Source organism: Nonomuraea sp. CX421, assembly GCF_059358955.1.
In genome coordinates this window covers 423,736-442,226 of sequence record NZ_JCADBK010000001.1, presented here as the reverse complement: position 1 = coordinate 442,226, position 18,491 = coordinate 423,736, and the positions used below count along the sequence as shown (strand labels likewise).

At 71.3% G+C, this 18,491-nt stretch carries 19 protein-coding genes; 12 read left to right on the top strand and 7 right to left on the bottom strand.

Features of this window, described 5'->3' with window-relative positions:
- Positions 1-15 precede the first annotated feature (15 nt).
- The 4 genes from AC5L3X_RS02035 (at position 16) to AC5L3X_RS02020 (ending at position 4,090) form a co-directional block, all read left to right on the top strand.
- Positions 16-573 carry a DUF6624 domain-containing protein gene (locus AC5L3X_RS02035; protein ID WP_494854954.1) on the top strand — a complete coding sequence of 186 codons (558 nt, stop codon included), beginning with the start codon at positions 16-18 and terminating at the stop codon, positions 571-573.
- Positions 574-596: 23 nt separating this feature from the next.
- The gene (locus AC5L3X_RS02030) at positions 597-1,346 is read left to right on the top strand and encodes a metallophosphoesterase (protein ID WP_189122136.1); all 750 of its coding nucleotides are present in this window, start codon (positions 597-599) and stop codon (positions 1,344-1,346) included.
- 219 nt (positions 1,347-1,565) lie between these two features.
- On the top strand, positions 1,566-3,074 hold the full coding sequence (locus tag AC5L3X_RS02025; protein WP_494854681.1) for a M28 family metallopeptidase: 1,509 nt from the start codon (positions 1,566-1,568) through the stop codon (positions 3,072-3,074).
- Positions 3,075-3,268: 194 nt separating this feature from the next.
- A complete protein-coding gene (locus tag AC5L3X_RS02020; RefSeq protein ID WP_225261995.1) occupies positions 3,269-4,090 on the top strand; it encodes a DUF1206 domain-containing protein in 822 nt (273 codons plus the stop codon).
- Between the two features lie 31 nt (positions 4,091-4,121).
- Here the strand turns inward: AC5L3X_RS02020 and AC5L3X_RS02015 are convergent, their stop codons facing one another.
- The gene (locus AC5L3X_RS02015) at positions 4,122-4,268 is read right to left on the bottom strand and encodes a hypothetical protein (RefSeq protein WP_494854680.1); all 147 of its coding nucleotides are present in this window, start codon (positions 4,266-4,268) and stop codon (positions 4,122-4,124) included.
- A gap of 145 nt (positions 4,269-4,413) precedes the next feature.
- Here AC5L3X_RS02015 and AC5L3X_RS02010 point away from each other — a divergent pair, with 145 nt between their 5' ends.
- The 5 genes from AC5L3X_RS02010 (at position 4,414) to tgmC (ending at position 8,593) form a co-directional block, all read left to right on the top strand.
- Entirely contained in the window at positions 4,414-5,604 is a 1,191-nt protein-coding gene (locus AC5L3X_RS02010; protein ID WP_494854679.1) for a helix-turn-helix domain-containing protein, read from the top strand.
- 362 nt (positions 5,605-5,966) lie between these two features.
- Positions 5,967-6,140, top strand: coding sequence for a hypothetical protein (locus AC5L3X_RS02005; RefSeq protein WP_494854678.1), 174 nt, complete (start codon positions 5,967-5,969; stop codon positions 6,138-6,140).
- Between the two features lie 119 nt (positions 6,141-6,259).
- Positions 6,260-6,505: a putative ATP-grasp-modified RiPP gene (gene tgmA / locus AC5L3X_RS02000; RefSeq protein WP_494854677.1), complete on the top strand. Its 246-nt coding sequence runs from the start codon at positions 6,260-6,262 to the stop codon at positions 6,503-6,505.
- Position 6,506: 1 nt separating this feature from the next.
- Entirely contained in the window at positions 6,507-7,472 is a 966-nt protein-coding gene (tgmB, locus tag AC5L3X_RS01995; RefSeq protein WP_494854676.1) for an ATP-grasp ribosomal peptide maturase, read from the top strand.
- Positions 7,469-8,593 carry an ATP-grasp peptide maturase system methyltransferase gene (gene tgmC, locus AC5L3X_RS01990; protein ID WP_494854675.1) on the top strand — a complete coding sequence of 375 codons (1,125 nt, stop codon included), beginning with the start codon at positions 7,469-7,471 and terminating at the stop codon, positions 8,591-8,593. The genes tgmB and tgmC overlap by 4 nt, the downstream gene beginning before the upstream one ends.
- Before the next feature lie 124 nt (positions 8,594-8,717).
- Here tgmC and AC5L3X_RS01985 read toward each other — a convergent pair whose 3' ends face one another.
- The 3 genes from AC5L3X_RS01985 to AC5L3X_RS01975 are packed head-to-tail and all read right to left on the bottom strand — an operon-like array spanning position 8,718 to position 12,087.
- Complete coding sequence (locus AC5L3X_RS01985; RefSeq protein ID WP_494854674.1) at positions 8,718-10,136, bottom strand: pyridoxal phosphate-dependent decarboxylase family protein; 1,419 nt, start codon at positions 10,134-10,136, stop codon at positions 8,718-8,720.
- Entirely contained in the window at positions 10,133-11,458 is a 1,326-nt protein-coding gene (locus AC5L3X_RS01980; RefSeq protein ID WP_494854673.1) for an MFS transporter, read from the bottom strand. The genes AC5L3X_RS01985 and AC5L3X_RS01980 overlap by 4 nt, the downstream gene beginning before the upstream one ends.
- A complete protein-coding gene (locus tag AC5L3X_RS01975) occupies positions 11,455-12,087 on the bottom strand; it encodes a TetR/AcrR family transcriptional regulator (RefSeq protein ID WP_189122133.1) in 633 nt (210 codons plus the stop codon). Before AC5L3X_RS01975 ends, AC5L3X_RS01980 begins: the two co-directional genes overlap by 4 nt.
- A gap of 175 nt (positions 12,088-12,262) precedes the next feature.
- Between AC5L3X_RS01975 and AC5L3X_RS01970 the strand changes: the two genes are divergently transcribed.
- Positions 12,263-13,492, top strand: a complete 1,230-nt coding sequence (locus AC5L3X_RS01970; RefSeq protein WP_494854672.1) for a PP2C family protein-serine/threonine phosphatase — start codon at positions 12,263-12,265, stop codon at positions 13,490-13,492.
- An 18-nt stretch (positions 13,493-13,510) separates the two neighbouring features.
- Here the strand turns inward: AC5L3X_RS01970 and AC5L3X_RS01965 are convergent, their stop codons facing one another.
- From AC5L3X_RS01965 to AC5L3X_RS01955, 3 genes are all read right to left on the bottom strand, one after another.
- Positions 13,511-14,668 (bottom strand): class I SAM-dependent methyltransferase, encoded by a 1,158-nt coding sequence (locus tag AC5L3X_RS01965; RefSeq protein WP_494854670.1) that lies wholly within the window; start codon positions 14,666-14,668, stop codon positions 13,511-13,513.
- Between the two features lie 153 nt (positions 14,669-14,821).
- Positions 14,822-15,148, bottom strand: a complete 327-nt coding sequence (locus tag AC5L3X_RS01960; protein ID WP_189122131.1) for a TraR/DksA family transcriptional regulator — start codon at positions 15,146-15,148, stop codon at positions 14,822-14,824.
- A gap of 167 nt (positions 15,149-15,315) precedes the next feature.
- A complete protein-coding gene (locus AC5L3X_RS01955; RefSeq protein WP_494854668.1) occupies positions 15,316-15,678 on the bottom strand; it encodes a hypothetical protein in 363 nt (120 codons plus the stop codon).
- A 102-nt stretch (positions 15,679-15,780) separates the two neighbouring features.
- Here AC5L3X_RS01955 and AC5L3X_RS01950 point away from each other — a divergent pair, with 102 nt between their 5' ends.
- Both AC5L3X_RS01950 and secD read left to right on the top strand, forming a co-directional pair.
- Positions 15,781-16,128, top strand: coding sequence for a hypothetical protein (locus AC5L3X_RS01950; RefSeq protein ID WP_494854667.1), 348 nt, complete (start codon positions 15,781-15,783; stop codon positions 16,126-16,128).
- A 36-nt stretch (positions 16,129-16,164) separates the two neighbouring features.
- Complete coding sequence (gene secD, locus AC5L3X_RS01945; protein ID WP_494854665.1) at positions 16,165-18,408, top strand: protein translocase subunit SecD; 2,244 nt, start codon at positions 16,165-16,167, stop codon at positions 18,406-18,408.
- Positions 18,409-18,491: the final 83 nt, after the last annotated feature.

The window sequence follows — 18,491 nt, the reverse complement described above, 5'->3', positions numbered from 1 at the left end:
CTCGACGTGCGCGCGATGGTGTCATGGCTCCTGGTGTTCGCCGCGCTCTCGATGCTCCCGGCGTGCGGCGCCGCCGGTCCGCGCGAGCCGGGGCTGAGGAGTGAGCTGTTGCGGATGCTCGACCGCGACCAGGCGTTCAGGACCATGGAGGCGCCCGAGGAACAGTGGCGGCGGGTCGAGGAGGCCAACACCCTGCGCATGAAGCAGATCCTCGACACGTACGGCTGGCCGGGCCGGTCGCTGGTCGGCGAGGACGGCGCCAAGGCGGCGTGGGCCCTGGTCCAGCACTCCGATCTCGACCTCGCCTTCCAGCGCAGGGGGCTCGTTTTGATGCGGAAGGCGGTGGACGACGGCGACGCCGAGCCGAGCGAGCTGGCCTTCCTGGAGGACCGGGTACGGGTCGCCGAGGGCCGCCCGCAGGTCTACGGCACGCAGTGGGAGCTGACGCCCGAGGGCGAGTGGCGTCCGCGGACGCCGATCGAGGACGAGGCCCGCGTGGACGAGCGCCGGGCCGGGGCCGGGATGAAGCCGCTGCGCGAGTACCTGCGTGAGCTGCGCACCTTGGCCGGATGATCCGGTGGTGAAAAAATCTAGACATGATCGTGATTGCCCATCTCAGCGACACACATCTCGACGACACCCCGCGCAGCATCGAGCGGACGCGCAGGGTCGCCGAGTTCCTCGATGGCCTGCCCTACGACTTCGACGCCGTGCTGGTCACCGGTGACATCGCCGACCACGGCCGGGCCTCGGAGTACGAGGAGGCTCGCAAGCTGCTGGACTTCCGCCACCCCACGTTCATGGGCCCCGGAAACCACGACGACCGGGCGGAGTTCCGCCGGGTGCTGCTGGGCGAGCCGCCCAGCACGGCCCCGATCAACCAGGTGCACCGCACGCCCAAGGCCGTCTACGCGCTGTGCGACTCCACCATCCCGGGCGAGGACGCCGGGCATCTGGCCGACGAGACGCTCGACTGGCTCGCCGGCGTGCTCGACGACACCCCGGCCGACGTCCCGGTGATCGTGGCCTTCCACCACCAGCCGATCGTGCTGCACCACCGGGGCATCGACCCCATCGGCCTGCGCGAGCCCGACCGGCTCGCCGAGCTGGTCGGACGGCATCCGAACATCGCGGCGGTCCTGTGCGGCCACTGCCACGCGGCGGTCGCCTCCGACTTCGGCGGGCGTCCGCTGCGGGCGGCTCCGGGCGTGGTCTCCAGTCTGAAGCTGCCGTGGGAGTCGGGCGCGAGCCTGGCCGAGGACATCGACTACGACGTCGCGCCGTCGCTGGCCTTCCACATTCTCGACGGCGGCCGGTTGCTGACCTACTACCGCGTGGTCGGCTGACCGTGCGGTGGCTCTGATCTGCTCCGGGGTGGTTTGCCGGATCTATCGGTGAGGGGAAGAACTTCTCACCGATGTCCGGCTCGTTATGGTGTTCGGGATTCGTCCATCGGTCACCACTCACAGGTTGGGCCCTAGGCGGGCCTTGATTGTGGGGTTAAGTTCCAATAGGCGCTGTCTCGGGGGATCTTGCAGCGCATTTGGTGTCGTTGGAGGATCCACATGCGCGTTTCCCTGATGAAGGGCGTCACTGCCGTGCTCGCGGCACTCGCCCTTCCCCTGGCCCTGGCCACTCCAGCCAGCGCCGGCCCGGTCGACGACGTCTTCGCCAAGCTCCTGGTGAAGCAGGTCAAGGGCGCTAACGTGACAAAGCACCTGAACGCCCTGCAGGCCATCGCCAACGCCAACGGTGGCACCCGTGCGGCGGGGACGCCCGGCTACGACGCTTCCCGCGACTACGTGGCGGACAAGCTGCGCAAGGCCGGCTACAAGGTCACACTCGACGCGATCGACTTCGTCCAGGGCTGGACCGAGAACAACCCGCCCACCCTGGAGATCCCAGGACAGAAGACCTACGTCCCGAACGAGGACTTCCACACCTTCCAGCCCTCGCCCGCCGGTGACGTGACGGCGCAGGTCCAGGGGGTGGACCTGACCCTTCCGCCGACACCCACGCCGACCTCCACCAGTGGTTGCGAGACGTCGGACTTCGCGGGATTCGTCCCAGGCAACATCGCGCTCATCCAGCGGGGCACCTGCGCGTTCGCCGCCAAGATCCGCAACGCCGGGTTCGCCGGCGCCTCCGGCATCATCGTCTTCAACGAGGGCCAGCCGGGCCGCACCGACGCCTACCCGCTGGACATCGGCGAGTGGCGGGCCGGCGTGCCGATGGTCTTCGCCGACTTCGCGGTGGGCAACGAACTGGCGGCCACGCCGGGCACGACCGTACGCCTCAAGGTCGACGCCACGCTCCAGCTCGGCACCAACCACAACGTGATCGCCGAGACCCGTGGCGGCGACCCGGGCAAGGTCGTGATGGTGGGCGCCCACCTCGACAGCGTCACGGAGGGGCCCGGCATCAACGACAACGGCTCCGGCAGCGCGGCCATCCTGGAGACCGCCCTGCAGATGAAGCACTACCCGGTCAAGAACAAGGTCCGGTTCGCCTTCTGGGCCGCGGAGGAGATCGGCCTGCTCGGCTCCGACCAGTACGTCGAGGAGCTCACCCAGGCACAGCGTGACCGGATCAAGGTCTACCTGAACTTCGACATGGTGGCCTCGCCCAACTACGCCTACAAGCTGTACGACGGCGACGACTCCGACGGCGCCGGCAGCCCGGCCGGCCCGCCCGGATCGGCCCAGATCGAGAAGCAGCTCGAATCCTTCTTCGACAGCCGCGGCCTGGCCCACGTCGGCACCGACTTCGACGGCCGCTCCGACTACGGCCCGTTCATCGCGGTGGGCATCCCCTCCGGCGGCATCTTCACCGGCGCCGAGGGCATCAAGACGCCCGAGGAGGCCGCCCTGTTCGGCGGGACCGCGGGCGTGGCCTACGACGTCTGCTACCACCAGGCGTGCGACACGACCGCGAACATCAACGCGACCGCGCTCGACGTCAACGCCGACGCGATCGCCGACTCGACCGCCAGGTTCGCCTTCAACCTCCGGTCCATCCCGGCCCGTGACACCGCCGCCGCGGCGGACCGCGTCGCGGTGAAGTCCGCCGGCTGATCCCAGCTCCGAGGAGGGCGGTCACCTCGGTGACCGCCCTCCTTCGCGTGGTGGCGAGCCCGCCGCCGTTCCGCCTTCCGCCGGCTGCCGGGACGGTTCCCGTCGTGGTCAGCGGCCGGATGCGGTCAGCGAAGGCGTACAACGTCTGTTTCAGGGCACTTTGCCATTCCTTGACCGACACTTGAGGAGGAACGGTGAGCACTGCGGAGCAGGCGGGGCGCCAGGCGCAGTCCATGGCGCGCCGGGCAGCCGACCATCCGGCACTGGACCGGCTCGCCAGGGTCGGCCTGGCGTGCCGCGGGGTGCTGTACGCGCTGATCGGGGTGCTGGCGGTACAGATCGCCATCGGCGGCGGCAGCAAGGAACAGGCCGACAAAGGCGGCGCGATCGCCGCCGTGGCGGATCTGCCGTTCGGGGAGGTGATTCTGTGGATCATGGTGGTGGGCTTCGCCGCCCTGGCGCTGTGGCAGGCCACGGAGGCGCTGTTCGGCGGTCTCAAGACCGCTGACCGCGCCGAGGCGGCCGTCCGGACCGGTGTGTACGTGCTGGTCTGCTTCACGCTGCTGTCGATGCTGCTGTCCGGCAAGGCCACGTCCGACGACGAGAAGTCGCAGGACGTGACCGCCAAGCTGCTCGAACTGCCGGGCGGCCAGCTGATCGTCGGCGCCATCGGCCTCGCCGTTCTCGGCGTGGGCGTCTACTGGATCCACTCGGGGATCAAGAAGAAGTTCCTTGAGGAGCTCAACCTCGGCCAGATGTCGCCGCGCGCCCGCTCGGTCATGGAGCGGCTCGGCATGGCCGGCTACATCGCCCGCGGCGCGATCGCCGGGCTGGCCGGGATCTTCGTTGTCCAGGCGGCGATCACCTACGACCCGGACAAGGCCGGCGGCATGGACCACGCGCTCCGGGCGTTCGCCGACACCCCGGTCGGGCCGTGGCTGCTGGTGCTGATCGCCCTCGGCCTGGTGCTCTTCGCCGGCTACTGCTTCGGCGAGTCGCGCTGGCGCCGCACCTGACCGTCACCCGAAGCGGGTTGGTGGCCGAACCTCACGGAGGTGAGGCCACCCATCCGCACGACCGGGTCGGGCAGCACCCGCTCGTCGCAGTCGACTCGGCGGCGAGCTCAATGACCGGCTCGATGACCGGGGCGGCCTCGCCCGCCTCGACGATCCTGCGCGGCAGCCGCTCGCGCACCTCGGCCACCTCCCTCAGGTGGGAGCGGAGCCCGATCAGGTTGACCAGCTCGTGCGGGTCGCCTAACCGATCCGCCCAACCTCTCGCAACGCGTAAGGCCCCGCGCCTAGCCTGAGATTGCGACATCATCAGGAGGTGCAGGGCCTTGACTGACGCTAGCACGACCATTGGACAACGTCTGCGCTCGCTACGGCTCCAGCGAGGCCTCAGCCAGGGCCAGCTCGCCGAGCGGGCAGACGTGAGCGTCGACCTGATCAGCAAGCTCGAACGCGACGTCCGCGAGAGCATGTCCTGGGCGTCCATGCTGAAGCTGGCCCGCGCGCTCGACGTCGACCCCGGCCAGATCGCGGGCAAAAACTCACACCTCGAACCCGTGCCCGGCGCCGCAGTGCTCACCGTCCGCGACGCCGTCATCAGCCCCGACCTGCTGCCCGGCCTGCACCCCGACCACGACGGCGAACCACCCACCCTCGACGACCTCTGGCTCCTCGTCGAGCGCGGATACGGCGCGTACTTCGCCGGCGAGTTCGGCGTCCTCGCAGCCGACCTGCCCGGCATCATCAACGAGTGCCGCCTGCTGCAGACCGTCGCCCTGGCTGCGGCCTCCGGCCCGCTCTCGCACGCCTGGCAGCTCGCCGCCTCGGTGCTCGTGCACACCGGCCGCGACGACGCCGCGGCGATAGCCGCCGAGCGGGCCATCCATGCCGCCCGCCACGGCGACGACCCGTGGCGGTTGGCCACCCACTACGGCATGTATGCCTGGGTGATGCTGCACCAGGGCCGCCTGGACGAATCCGAGCGGCTCGCCGTGCAAGCGGCGGCCGACATCGAGCCGTCCATGACGCGCGGGCCGGCCGCGCAAGTGGCGGCGTGGGGCGGGCTCATGCTGCACGCAGCCGTCGCGTCCGGCACCCGCGGTGATGCGGACGCCGCCCAGGAGTACCTGCGGATCGCGTCCGCCGGGGCGGCCCGGGTCGGTGAGGACCGCCACGACTACTGGACGTCGTTCGGGCCCACGCACGTGGCGATCCAGCAGGCGCACATCATGACCGCGCTGCACCGTCCCGACGCCGCGCTGCGAGCCGCCCGCCGGGTCCGCGCCGATGGCCTCTACCGCGTGCAGTACGGCCGCCATCTGCTGGACGTCGGCGCCGCGCTGCTCGAGCGGCATCGCACCGACGAGGCGGTCGACGTCACTGTGAAAGCCCGCGATCTGTCGCCGGAGTGGTTCCGGCATCAGGGCGTGGCGCGCACGCTCGTCGACGACCTCGTGGAGCACAAGACCAGGCTGTCGGGGACGCTGCGCAGCCTGGTGCAGACGCTCGACCAACCCTGACGCCAGCAGTCCGGATGTCGTGTCCGGGTTGGCGTCCGGCCGCACGGCGAGTCCCGACATCGTGTCCCTGGGACCGGGCGACGGCCGGCCCTACGGTCGCCAGCATGGGATACCGGGACGACGAGCTGGAACAGCTCCGCGACGACTACCCCGGCTGGCGTGTCTGGCGCGGCATGAACGCCCACCGCGAGCCACCGCCTGGTACGCGATCCGCCGCGCCGAGGTCACCGACGCCCAGTCGTCGACGGGGTCACCCGCAGCGTCGGCGGCGACACCTCCGAGCAACTGCGCGAACACCTCGACGCGCAGGCCGACATCGAGGCACGCCTCGCGAGCCGCCCGTCGCCGGCCCGGTGCCGGTGATGGACGTGACCGACGCGGGCGAGGTCGAGTGCGCCCGGCTCGTGGGGCGCCAGTTGGCCGCATTGCGCACGACCTACCCCGGCTGGGAGCCGTGCCGGATCCAGGGCCCTGGAGTCGCCGGGCCCGAGTCCGGAGCCACCTCCGGGCGACGCCGGGCCCCGAGTGCCGCCTGACGCGGGGGCCCGGCACCCAGACCCCCGGCCGCGTATCGCTGACTGGGGCCATGGCGCGGTGGCGGGATCCCCACATCCCAGGCGCCCGCCGCAGCGCCGCCATCCACCAAGGAGGTTCGATGACCATCCCGTCCACCCGCCCCTGGGGCATGACCCGCATGACGCCGCACCAGGAGGCAACGCCTCTGCCGTGGAACACCGCCGAACTCGAGGAGAGCACCCAGCTCGCCGTCTACCGTGACGCGGGCGGCCACGCCGTCGACATTACCTGCGGGACCTACGCGACGGTCACGATGTCCCGGCCGTCTGACGGCTCGGGGAACGCCGCCCAGGTAGCGGACGACTCGAACACCGACCAGCGCTGACATGCGATCCTCTCCGGGCACCGTCATGGTGATCACATGCATGGATGACGTCACCGCCAATTCCGTCATCGCCGCGCTGCACGAGCGCGGCGCGCGGGTGGCCCGGGTGGATCCGGCTGACATCGGCCCTGATCTGACGTTCAACGCGCAGCTCGGGGCCGGTGAGGCTGGATGGATGGGCCTGTTGCGGACCCCGACCCGCGACGTAGCGCTGCAGGATGTGCGGGCGGTCTACTGTCGCCGCCCGTCGCCGTGGCGCTTCCACGAGCTGCCGCCGCAGGAGCGCGAGTTCGCGAAGGCTGAGGCGCGGCACGGGCTCGACGGCATGCTCGCGGCCTTGCCGAACTGCCTGTACGTCAACCACCCGTCCGCCGTCGAGCGGGCCGAAGTGAAACCAGCGCAGCTCCAGATAGCCGCACAGGTCGGCATGGAGGTGCCGGCCACACTCATCACGAACGACGTCGGCGCCGTCCGCGAGTTCGCCTCCAAGCACGGCCCCATCGTCTACAAGTCGTTCCGCGGCCTGCCCGCGGCGCCGGGGGGCGAGGTGGCGGCCATCTGGACGCAGCGCGTCGATCCAGCCGACGTGGACGAGTCGCTCGCGCTCACAGCCCATCTGTTCCAAGCCGAGGTGCTCAAGACCAGCGACGCCAGAGTCACAGTGGTCGGTGATCACGTATTCGCCAGCGAGATCACCACCCCGGACGGGGTACTCGACTGGCGTCGCGGCGACTGGGACCGCCTCGGGCACAGCCCGATCGAGGTACCTGCGCCGATCCAGGCCGCAATGCACGTCTACCTGCGTCGCTTCAGCATGGTCTTCGGCTGTTTCGACTTTGCCCTCACCGCCGCAGGCGAGTGGATTTTCCTGGAGTGCAATCCCAACGGGCAGTGGGCCTGGCTGCCCGACGCGGACGCGATAGCCGAGGCGCTCGCGGACACCCTGCTGGAAGGATGGACCCCATGAACGACCTGGCAGCCAAGCTCCGGAAGGAACTCGCCGCCGAGATCGATCTTCCGTGCTGGCGTGCCGCGCTGGAAGCGGTGCCGCGAGAGGTGTTCGTCGGCGACGACGTGTTCCAGGCTGGCCCGCGTGGCTGGGAATCCATCCACCGCTCGCAGATGAGCCCAGAGGATTGGCTGGCCCTCGTCAACAGCGACCAGAGCCTGGTGACCCAGGTCGCCGGTGTCATGGCCGAGGACGCCACCGAGCCGATCGCCAACGTGTGGGCGACGTCGTCGTCTACGCTGCCCAGCCTCGTCGTGCGAATGCTGGACACGGCCGAGATCAGCGAAGGTGACAAGGTGCTGGAGATCGGCACCGGCACCGGCTACTCCACGGCGCTGATGTGCCACCGGCTCGGCGCGGGTGCCGTCACCTCGATCGAGTACGACCCGATGGTTGCCGGACGGGCGAAGACGGCGCTCACAGCGGCAGGGTATGAGCCGACCCTCGTGCAGGGCGACGGGCTCGACGGCTGGGACCCTAACGCCCCATACGACCGGCTCATCGGCACCTGCGCGGTGCGTACGATCCCACCCCGGTGGTTGCGGCAGGTCCGCCCGGGGGGGACGATCACCACGCCCATGCTGGGCTGGATCGGCGGTGGCGCGTTGGCACACCTGAAGGTCGCCGACGACGGCACCGCGAGCGGCACCTTCCCGGAGGTCGTGTACTTCCAGCCCGCCCGGCCGCACGCGGCACCGCCCATGGGCCTGATGAAGCTCGGCGTCGGCGACGTCAGCCACACCACCGTGGATCCGTCGCTGCTGACCGATCAGACGGGCCAGTTCGTCGCACAACTCGCCGCACCCCAGGCACAGCACGCTTGGGTGGAAGACATGCTGGCACTGCACGACGTGGAGTCCGGCTCGCATGCGGACATCTGCCCCGCCGACTCGGGCGGCTGGGAGGTCCACCAGTACGGGCCGTACCGCCTGTGGGACGCGGTCGAGCGGGCCCTTACTACGTGGCTGGACGCCGGCGAGCCACCCCAGTCCGCGTTCGGGCTCGCCGTTGCGCACGACGAGCAACGGGTGTGGCTAGGCAGCCCTGACGGGCCGACATGGAGCCTGCCCCGGTGCTGAAAGACCGTCTGGGCTCGCCGGTGGGCACTCCGCCGAACGAGCCCTGCACCAGTCAGACCCGCCGGGTGCGGCGCTGCCGCCGAGCACGTAGGACACGGTCGCGACCGCCGGCCCGCCCGCCTGCCTACTGGTAGATCACGGACAGGAATCTCACCAGCACCGCCTCGCGGGTGGCCGCCGGCAGCGCGTCGAGCACGGCGTTGACCACGGCCATCTCCGGCTGCCCGGCGCCCGGCCGGAGGTCCACGCCGACGGAGGCGGCCAGTTCGGCGAAGGTGGCGTCGTCCAGGGACTCCAGGTCGAGCCCGGCGATCAGGTCGACCAGGCCCTCCGGCAGCTCGGCGGGGCCGCGCGACCGGGCCGCCTCGGCCGACTCGGCGATCACCTGGAGCATCGCCTCGACCCCGGCCAGCGTCACCCCGGTCACCGTGATGTGCAGGTTGGCGGGAATGCCGGCGTAGGACAGCTGCGGCTGCAGGAACCAGCCCCGGGCACGGGCCTCGTCGGCCAGCGTGAACACGTCGACGTCGGTGCCCCGGAAGGCGATGAGCGACGAGTCCGGCTCGCCGAGCACTTCCAGGCCAGGGATCTCGGCGATCCCCGCCCTTAACCGGGCGGCCGCCCGCAGCGTGGACCGGCCGAGCTCCAGGTAACCCTCCCGGCCCAGCGCGCGCAGGGTGGCCCAGGCGCCGCCCAGCGGACCGGCCGACCTGGAGCTCTGCACGGTGGCGTTGATGATCGTGTAACCGGGCCAGGCGGCCGACGCGAAGTACGCCTTGCGGCGCATCGCCGGGTCGGCGAACAGCAGCACCGAGGCGCCCTTCGGGGCGTAGCCGAACTTGTGCAGGTCACAGGAGAGCGAGGTGACACCGGGCACCGACAGGTCGAACGACGGCACGTCCGCTCCCGCCTCGCGCAGCCACGGCAGCAGCCAGCCGCCCACGCACGCGTCGACGTGGCAGGGCACGTTCGCGGCGGCGGCCACGGCGGCCACCTCCTCGATCGGGTCCACGACTCCCTGCGGGTAGGAGGGCGCGGAGGCGACGACCAGCACGGTGTCCTCGTCGATCGCCTCCTTGATCCCGAGCGCCGGCACCCGGTAGGTGCCGAGGTCCACGGGCACCGGGCGGACGGTCACCCCGAGGTAGTGGGCCGCCTTGTGGAAGGCGGGATGGGCGGTGACGGGCAGCACCAGGTTGGGCCGCTCGCGCCCGGCCGCGTCGCGGGCCGCCTTCACCGCCAGCATGATCGACTCGGTGCCGCCGCTGGTGAAGATGCCGTGGCCGCCGCCGAGCAGGTCGGCCACCGCGCCGACGACCTGCTTCTCCATCTCGACGATGCTGGGGAAGGCGGTCGGGTCCAGGCAGTTGACCTCCAGCATCTCGAAGTAGGCGCGGGCCGCCGCCTCGTGCACCTCGCCGCGCCCGGTGTCGTAGACGTAGGCCGTGACCTGGCCGCCTCGTACGGGCAGGTCGTGCTCCTTGAGCCGGGCGACCTCGGCCAGCAGCTCCTCGACGGTCGCGCCGGTTTCGGGCAGATTCACACGTTCTCCTTCACTCGTACTCCGGTCAGCCGGCCGTACCGGACGATGAACGGCAGGCTGAGCAGCATGAGGACCGCGGGCAGCGCGGTGAAGCCGAAGAGCAGCCCGTCGAGGGCGCCCGCGTGCTGTTCGACGGGCGCCTCGACCGGCGCGGAGACGAACCCCGACAGTGTCAGCACCAGCGCGAACAGGCCGGGGCCGAGCGCCAGCCCGGCCGTCTCGCCCGCCGTCCACAGCCCGGTGAACGCGCCCGCCTGCGCGTGGCCGGTGCGCGCGGTGTCGGCGTGCACGGTGTCGGGCAGCATCGAGAGCGGCAGCAGTTGGAGCGCCGCGTAGCAGATCCCGGCCAGCGCGGTCAGCGCCAGCGTCGCGACCAGGGACCCGGTGGCGATGGCCGGGATCAGGGCCAGCGCGACGAGGCCGAAACCCAGGGTGCCCGCGAGGTAGCAGCGCACCATCCCGTAGGCGCGGGCCAGCCGCGCCCACACGGGTACGGCCGGCATGCTCGGCCCGACGAGGCAGACGAACATCACCGAGGTCAGGCCGTAGTCGCCGAGCCGGTACGCAGCCACGTACGGAGCGCCGGCCAGCATCACCGCCACCCCGAGCGCCTGCGCCACGAACGCCGCGAGCAGCGTGAAGAACGGCACGTTGCCGCGCGCCAGGCGGAAGGCGGCGACCGGGCCGAGCTGCTGGGGCCCGGGCCGCGACTCCACCCAGCGGGTCGCCAGCGTCGCGGCGACCAGGGCGGCGGCCATCACCGCGCCGATCGTCACGCCCATCGCCGCGTAGCCGGGCCGGCCGCCGCCGAACAGGCTCACCACCTCGGGGGCCAGCCCGCCGGCGACCAGGATGCCGACGGTCAGGCAGACGACCCGCCACGACATGATCCGGGTCCGCTCGGCCGGGCTCTCCGACATCTCCGCGGGCAGCGCCACGTACGGCACCTGGAAGAACGCGAAGGCGGTCGCGGCCAGCAGGAACGCCGCGCCCGCCCAGGCCGCTCCCGGCGCCTCGCCGGGCACCGCGAACATCGCCGCGAACGCCAGGGGCAGCCCGACCGCCCCGGCCAGCATCAGCCGGGTCCGCCTCCCCGTGCGCACGGCCTCGCGGTCGCTGGCGGCCCCCACGAGCGGGTTGAGCAGCACGTCCCAGATCTTCGGCACGACCAGCACGGCGCCGGCCACGGCGGCGGGCACGCCGAGCATGTCGGTCAGGTAGTAGAGGAGGAGCAGCCCCGGGACGGCGGAGAACACGCCGGTGCCGACCGACCCCGCGCCGTAGCCGAGTAAGCGGCCCCTGCCGAGCCGCTCCGCGCTCACGGGGCGTCGCCCGGCAGGCGGAGCATGCGGTGCACCAGCTGGTGCAGGTGGGCGCGGAAGCGGCGCAACTCGACCCGGTCATCGGTGCCGTGACGGTTGCCCTGCTCGTCGAGCACGCCGCCCTTGGCGAAGCCGTGGACGCACCAGACGACCGTCCACACGGCGTACTCCACGTCGGCCGAGGAGTCGATCACGCCGGCCGCGACCACCGGCCGCAGCGCCTCCATCACCGCGGACATCAGCGGCTGCACGTACTGCTGTTCCAGCTCGGTCAGGTCGCTGGCGTCGGACAGCCAGCGGTGCATCCACAGCGCGGGGACCTCGGGGTTCTCCACGCTGAAGTCGAGGTAGTCGTCGACCACCCGGTGGATCGCCAGGACGGGGTTCGTGCCCGACAGGTCGGACAGGGACGCCTCCAGCATCATCCGTTCGGCCCGGTGGGCGCGCTCCATCACGGCCAGGTAGAGCTCGCGCTTGCCGCCCATGTGGTAGTTGACGGTGGCGATGTTCAGGCCCGCCGCGTCGGCGATCGCCCGGGTGGAGGTGCCGTCGTAGCCCAGTGCCGCGAACAGTTGGGTGGCGACCTTCAGGATGAGAGCGACCTGCCCGCGGTTGTCGGCGGAAGTCATGCCGCAGAAGGTAGCCGCCGGGTCGATTCCCGGTCAATCGCTTGATGGAAAGTTTCGGCCATTATCGTCTCGAATGGGAGCAAAACGGATATTTCATACGATGTGTCGCAGGAGGGTACGTCTCCGTATCCGGGTAGAGGACGGAGGCCGCACTACCACCAGGAGGACCAGGGCGATGATCGCCGACCACGACGTGCTCCGCATGCTCACCGGACTACTGGACGACAGCCACCTGGCCTCGCTGGAACAGCTTCCGGAGCTGGTCCAGAAGCACGCCGCGCTCGCGGGCCTCGACGAGGTCGGCGTCTACCTGGTGGACCTGCAGCAACACCTGCTGCGCCTGGTGACCGGGAGCGGCGGCGACGTGCATCAGACCTTCGGGGAGCGGCCGGCCGAGTTGCGGGTCGAGGCCACGCTGGCCGGGCGGGCGTTCCAGGAGGTGCGGATGCTTCCCATGCCGGCGACGGAGCAGGGGCTGGCCGGCTGGTGGGTGCCGCTGCTCGACGGCACCGAACGGCTCGGCCTGCTGCAGGTCAGGGTCGCCGACCCGGACGACGGTGTCGAGGAGGTCATGCGCCACCTGGCCTCCCTGGTGGCGCTCATGCTGGTCAGCCTGCAGACCCGCAGCGACACCTACGCCCGGCTGGTGCGTTCGCGGCCGATGCACGTCGCCGCCGAGATGCAGTGGCAGCTGACGCCGCCGCTGACGTTCGCCACCGAGGACGTGACGATCGCGGCGGTCATGGAGCCGGCCTACGAGGTGGGCGGCGACGCCTTCGACTACGCCCTGGCCGGCGACGTCGCGCACCTGGCGGTCTTCGATGCCATGGGCCACGACGTCGCCGCCGGTCTGACCGCCAACCTCGCCATGGCGGCCTGCCGCAACCACCGCCGCCAGTACGTGGGACTGGTCGCCAACAGCGAGGCGATCGAGCAGGTGCTGATCGAGGAGTTCGGGCGGATGACCCGCTACGTCACCGCGATCATGGCCGAGCTGAACGTGCGCACCGGCCTGCTCTCCTGGGTCAACCGCGGCCACCACCCGCCGGTGGTCATCCGCGGCGGCCGGTGGGCCACCGTCCTGGAGTGCCCGCCCTCCCACCCGCTCGGGCTCGACCTGGGCCTGCCCATCACCCTCTGCCAGGAACAACTGGAGCCGGGCGACCGGGTGCTGTTCTTCACCGACGGCATCATCGAGGCGGGCGGCCGCGCCGGCGGGGAGTTCGGCCTGCACAGGTTCATCGACTTCATGATCCGCCACAGCTCCGCCAGCCTGCCCGTGCCCGAGACCCTGCGACGGCTGGTCAAGAGCGTCATGAAGTATCACCAGGACCAACTCGACGATGACGCCACGGTGCTGCTGACCGAATGGCACGGCCCCGCCGCCGACCGGCTGCGGATCTGAGTCCTCCGGCGGCCACCCTCAGGTGGCCATCTCGCTGGAGTCGGTCAGGTCACGCGGACCCGCCGGCGCGGACGGATGGGACGGCACGGGCGGCAGACCGGCCCGCCGCAGCCGGTGCACCTTCAGCCCGTCGCCCCAGCGGGTGATCGCCTCCTCGTCGGCGAAGGCCAGGGCGCGCATCATGTTGCCGCCGTCGGTCGCGTCCACCGCGCGGCGCAGCCGCCACTGCAGCGGTCCGGCCATCCGGGCGGTGCCCGCCTCGATCGTGTCGCCGTAGTGCGGCGCGTACGCGACCCCGGCGAATCCCGTACGGCGGAGCAGCGTCGGAAGCGTCTCGGACGAGTAGAACATCAGGTGATTCTTGGTGAAGCCGCTCCACGCCGACCCGTACGCCTTGAGCTGCAGCGACCGGGCGTTGACGGTCAGGATGAGCAGCACGCCGCCGGGCGCGAGCAGGTCGCGGAACTTCTGGAAGTCGTCGAGCGGCCTCGGCAGGTGCGCGAGCACCGACCAGAGCGTGATGACGTCGAACCCGCCCGCCGCGATCTCCGGCACGTCCTCGGGCGCGCCGTGGTAGGCCCGCGCCCGGGTGAGCCGCGCGTTGGCCCGCTCGACGGAGTCGGGCGACAGGTCCACCCCGCACGCGTCGAACCCGCGCTGCTCGGCCAGCTCCAGGAACAACCCGACCCCCGAGCCGAAGTCGAGCAGCCGCCTCCCCTCGCCCTGGTCGAGCACGGGTGAGAACGCCTCCATGGTCAGCTGGTAGCGGCGCTGCCGATTGGCCGCGTAGGCGCCGGTCAGGAAGCCGCTGTAGCCGGAGGAGTAGAGATCGCCGAGCCGCTCGGGCCGGACGTTGGGATTGCGGTAGAGGAATCCGCACGACGGGCACCGGACGACGTGGTAGTGCCAGCCCTTGTCGCCCCTCGGCTCGAACAGCGGTTGCTGCCGCGGCTCACCGCACAGCATGCAGCTCAGGAACTCCTCGATCTCACCGAGCTCCCGCGTCGCCGCGTACTCCTCCAGGGACAGGACCGGCGTCCGGCGCAGCCGCCACCGCCACTGGACCTGGCGGGCGAACCGCTCGCCTGGACGTACGTAGACGCGCTGCCCCACGGGCAGGCGGTCGTAGCGGGAACCGTAGGCCAGCCGGCCGAGGACACGCCGGGCAGAGATCATCGCAGAACACCCCAAATGAAGTCGGATGCCTTGAGGCCTTGCCTGCGCTGACTAGGCGTAGTCCATGCAAACGGTCTAGGAACGGTCCGGTAAGCGCCGATCTCCGCGCCGACCCCCGGCCGCGCCGCTCACGGGCGGCCGGGGGCGGCGCGCTCAGGCGGCTTCGTGCCGCCGCTGGCAGGTGATGCAGTAGCGCGACAGCGGGCGGATCTTCAGCCGCTCGTACGGGATGCCGGCTTCGCAGTGGGCGCAGCGGCCGTAGCTGCCGTCGTCCAGCCGGTCGAGGGCCTGCTGGGTCTCGTTGATCGCCCGGTCGGCGGCGGCGATGGCGGCCATCAGGTCCTGCCAGCCCATGTCGGCGCCGTTGCCGCTGTCCGCCGACGACTTGAGGCTGTCCAGCTGGGTCTCCCGGCGCCGCAGCTGCTCCCGCAGCTCCTCGCGCAGGGTCTGGATCTGGATGCTGCTGAGTTCGATGATCATGTGAAGTCCTTCCGGAAGGTACGTCTCAGCCGGTGGTCACCTGCGCCGCGTGGGTGGGCAGCACGCGTGGGCGGACGCTCGCGGGACCCACCGGTGATCGGATGCGGGCACGCGCGAGCGCCCGCGGGCCATGGGCCTGCGCGGGCAGGGAGAGATGCGGGAAACGGTCAGATCAGCGGAGGACTGCGCGAGTCGGCCGAACGGTAGGCGAACTGCTGAGGGCTGCGGATCGAGCCGGTGTCGGCGCCCGTGGCGGCCGGCAGCGGAAGGTGGGGCGCCTCCGGCCGCGACCCGCGGCGGAGCGGCGGCCACAGGGAGGGCAGGTGCTCGCGCGCGCCGGCGAAGGCCGACGGCATGCTCGACGGCTGGGCGATCCAGTCTCCGGACCCGATCAGGTCGGCCCAGCGGCGCGAGGGGTCACCCCCGGCCCAGGCCGGGGTGGAGACGGTCAGGAACATGGACAGCACGAGCAGGCCCACCGCGACCGAGAAGGCGGTGGACCGGCGTGGAACCTGCCACGACCTGCCCATGAGCTCGACCATAGCCCAGCCCGCGCGGAAAGGCATGTGGGTAATACCCCGGGTAGATTGACGGCCGGGGTACGGTTGGCCGAACCGGTCGAGGAGGGGATCATGCGCACCAGGCTGCCTGCCGCGCTTCTCCTCCTGCTGTCCATGTTCGCGTTCGTGGGCGGCCACAGCGCCGACGCCGCCGGTCACGGCAAGGCCGTCTCCGCTCCGATCGAGGTCTGGCAGACCGACTTCGCGTTCGGCGGCCTGATCCCGGACGACGGCGTGCCCCGGATGCACGCCCACACGGGCGGGCACGCCGTGGCGGGCGCCATCGCCGTGCTGCCCGTCACCTCCTGGCACGCGCAGGACCTCCGGTCCGTGCCGGCCGGGCTCGTTGGCGAGGTCCTCCCCTCGCAGCCGGGCCACCGGGTCGCCCCTGCTCGCGCACCACCCTCCACGACGCTCTGACGTCCTCTTTCTCATCCGAAGCCCGTGGAGGCTCCCATGTCACGTGCGCCGTTGTGGCGCGCGCTGGTCGCGTGCGTCATCGTGGCCGCCGCATTTCTGATCGCTTTCACCATGTCGCCACGCCTCGGCCTCGACCTGCGCGGCGGCACCCAACTGGTCTTCGAGACCCGCGACACCCCGACGGTCAAGGCCGACTCCGAGGCCACCGACCGTGCTCTCGACGTGCTCCGGCGCCGGGCCGACGCGCTCGGCGTGGTCGACCCCACCCTGGTCCGGTCGGGCGAGCAGCGGATCATCGTGGAACTGCCCGGCGTGCTCGACCCGCGCCAGGCCGCCGAGGTGATCGGCCGGACCGCGCAGCTCACCTTCCACTCGGTCACCGGCGAGGCGAAGCCCGACGACAAGGAGGCGCTGGCGGACGAGTCCGGGCAGCGGCTCGCGCTCGGCCCCGCCGCGATCACCGGCGACGGGGTGACCGACGCCGCGGCGGCGACCGACCCCCAGATGGGGCCCGGCTGGTTCGTCACCATCGACTTCCGCGAGGCCGGCGCCTGGCAGAAGCTGACCGGGGCCGCCGCCTGCGAGGCCGTCGGCGACCCCAAGCGCCGGGTCGCGATCGTGCTGGACAAGGAGATCATCTCCTCGCCGCAGGTCGACCCGTCCGTGCCCTGCCGCGGCGGCATTCCCGGCGGCTCCACGCAGATCACCGGCTCCTTCAGCTCGGAGGAGGCGAAGAACCTGGCCATCCTGGTCAAGGGCGGCGCGCTGCCGGTGCCGCTGGAGATGATCGAGCAGCGGACCGTCGGCCCCACCCTCGGCTCGGCGGCCATCGAGGCGAGCGCCAAGGCGGGCATCGCCGGAGTGATCCTGACGGCGCTGTTCATCATCGCGATCTACCGGTTGGTCGGCCTGATGGCCGCGATCGCGCTGGGCGCGTACGGGCTGATCTCCTACGCCGCGCTCGTCGCCCTGGGGGCGACGCTCACCTTGCCGGGTCTGGCCGGCTTCGTGCTGGCCATCGGCATGGCGGTGGACGCCAACGTGCTGGTCTTCGAGCGGGCCAGGGAGGAGTACGCCGTATCGTCCCGCCGGGGGCTGAGATCGGCCCTGGACCGAGGGTTCAAGAACGCCTGGAGCGCCATCGCCGACTCCAACATCACCACGCTGGTGGCGGCGGGCCTGCTGTTCTGGCTGGCCTCTGGGCCGGTACGAGGCTTCGGCGTGACGCTGGCCATCGGGGTGATCGCCTCGCTGATCTCGGCGATGATCATCACCCGGGCCCTCACCCAGCTGATCATCAGCCGGGTCGGCCCGCGCATGTCGGGGCTCGGCGACGTCGGCCGGGTCAGGACCTGGATCACCAGGCGTAACTTCGACCTGATGCGGCGCGGCCGGCTCTGGCTGGCCATCTCCGTCGCGGTGCTCGCCACCGCCGTCGCCGGGCTCTCCTTCCAGGGCCTGAACTTCGGGGTCGAGTTCACCGGCGGCCGGATCGTCGAGTTCGCCACCCAGCGACCGGTCGACGCCGAGACGGCCCGGCAGGTCGTGGCCGACGCCGGGCATCCCACGGCGGTCGTCCAGTCGTCGGGCGACGCCATCTCGGTGCGCACCGGGCAGATCACCTCCGACGACGTGGTCGCCATCGAGAAGGCGCTCGACACCGAGGTGGGCGAGGTGAACAAGCAGCGCGACGAGCTGATCGGCCCCAGCCTGGGCGAGGAGTTGCGCCGCAACGCGCTCATCGCGCTGGGCGTGGCCCTGGCCGCCCAGCTGCTGTACCTGGCGGTCAGGTTCAGGTGGACGTTCGGCACGGCCGCGGTGCTGGCGCTGGTGGTGGACACGGCCGCCGTGGTCGGTGCCTTCGCCTGGCTGGGCAAGCCGATCGACGGCGTCTTCCTGGCGGCGATGCTGACCATCATCGGCTACTCGGTCAACGACAAGGTGGTGGTGTTCGACCGGGTGCGGGAGATGTGGGCGGCGCAACGCAAGGCGCCGTTCGCGCAGGTCGTCAACGGCGCGATCCTGCAGACCGTGCCGCGTACCGTCAACACCGGCCTGGGCGCGCTGTTCATCCTGGTCGCGCTGGCCGTCTTCGGCGGTGACTCGCTGCGCGACTTCGCCATCGCGCTCATCATCGGCATCGTGGCCGGCACCGCCTCCTCATCGTTCGTGGCCGGGCCGCTGGCGATCGAGCTGGAGAGGTTCAGCAAGCAGCCGCCGCCCGAGCCGCCCAAGGCGCGGACGCCCCGATCCCGCGACGGCAGCGGGGCGGTCGTGTAGCACGGCGTCCGGCCCGGCGGCCCTTCGCGGTCGCCGGGCCGGGGTCGGTCATCCTTCGTGAACGGCGGGCCCAGGTCCGGCGT

Coding starts and splice junctions, on each gene's coding strand:
- secD (WP_494854665.1), top strand. CDS start 16,165: ATGTCACGTGCGCCGTTGTGGCGCGCGCTGGTCGCGTGCGTCATCGTG.
- AC5L3X_RS01960 (WP_189122131.1), bottom strand. CDS start 15,148: ATGATCATCGAACTCAGCAGCATCCAGATCCAGACCCTGCGCGAGGAG.
- tgmC (WP_494854675.1), top strand. CDS start 7,469: ATGAACGACCTGGCAGCCAAGCTCCGGAAGGAACTCGCCGCCGAGATC.
- AC5L3X_RS02025 (WP_494854681.1), top strand. CDS start 1,566: ATGCGCGTTTCCCTGATGAAGGGCGTCACTGCCGTGCTCGCGGCACTC.
- AC5L3X_RS02005 (WP_494854678.1), top strand. CDS start 5,967: ATGGACGTGACCGACGCGGGCGAGGTCGAGTGCGCCCGGCTCGTGGGG.
- AC5L3X_RS01950 (WP_494854667.1), top strand. CDS start 15,781: ATGCGCACCAGGCTGCCTGCCGCGCTTCTCCTCCTGCTGTCCATGTTC.
- AC5L3X_RS02035 (WP_494854954.1), top strand. CDS start 16: ATGGTGTCATGGCTCCTGGTGTTCGCCGCGCTCTCGATGCTCCCGGCG.
- AC5L3X_RS01970 (WP_494854672.1), top strand. CDS start 12,263: ATGATCGCCGACCACGACGTGCTCCGCATGCTCACCGGACTACTGGAC.
- AC5L3X_RS02030 (WP_189122136.1), top strand. CDS start 597: ATGATCGTGATTGCCCATCTCAGCGACACACATCTCGACGACACCCCG.
- AC5L3X_RS01975 (WP_189122133.1), bottom strand. CDS start 12,087: ATGACTTCCGCCGACAACCGCGGGCAGGTCGCTCTCATCCTGAAGGTC.
- AC5L3X_RS01965 (WP_494854670.1), bottom strand. CDS start 14,668: ATGATCTCTGCCCGGCGTGTCCTCGGCCGGCTGGCCTACGGTTCCCGC.
- AC5L3X_RS01955 (WP_494854668.1), bottom strand. CDS start 15,678: ATGGGCAGGTCGTGGCAGGTTCCACGCCGGTCCACCGCCTTCTCGGTC.
- tgmA (WP_494854677.1), top strand. CDS start 6,260: ATGACCATCCCGTCCACCCGCCCCTGGGGCATGACCCGCATGACGCCG.
- tgmB (WP_494854676.1), top strand. CDS start 6,507: ATGCGATCCTCTCCGGGCACCGTCATGGTGATCACATGCATGGATGAC.